General features: G+C 50.6%; 1 rRNA gene. It reads left to right on the plus strand.

The features are described from left to right. Positions 1 to 155: 155 nt before the first annotated feature. Positions 156 to 241: ribosomal RNA gene (locus AC5RVD_RS16825) — 23S ribosomal RNA — on the plus strand; the annotation flags it as partial.

Raw genomic sequence — 241 nt, forward strand, 5'->3', positions numbered from 1 at the left:
TTTTGGGGTGGCGGGCAGGGGGTGACGGGGTTGTTGTTTGAGAACTACATAGTGGACGCGAGCATCTTAAAGCAATTTTTTTGATGAACCTGGTGGCCGGCTGTCTTTTGATGGTTGGTTGTCCTGGTTCTCTCGAATAGCTGATTGATCTTTGTGGTCAAGTTTTTAAGAGCACACGGTGGATGCCTTGGCATCAGGAGCCGAAGAAGGACGTGGGAATCTGCGATAAGCCTGGGGGAGT

The organism is Arthrobacter sp. THG-b23, from assembly GCF_059091265.1.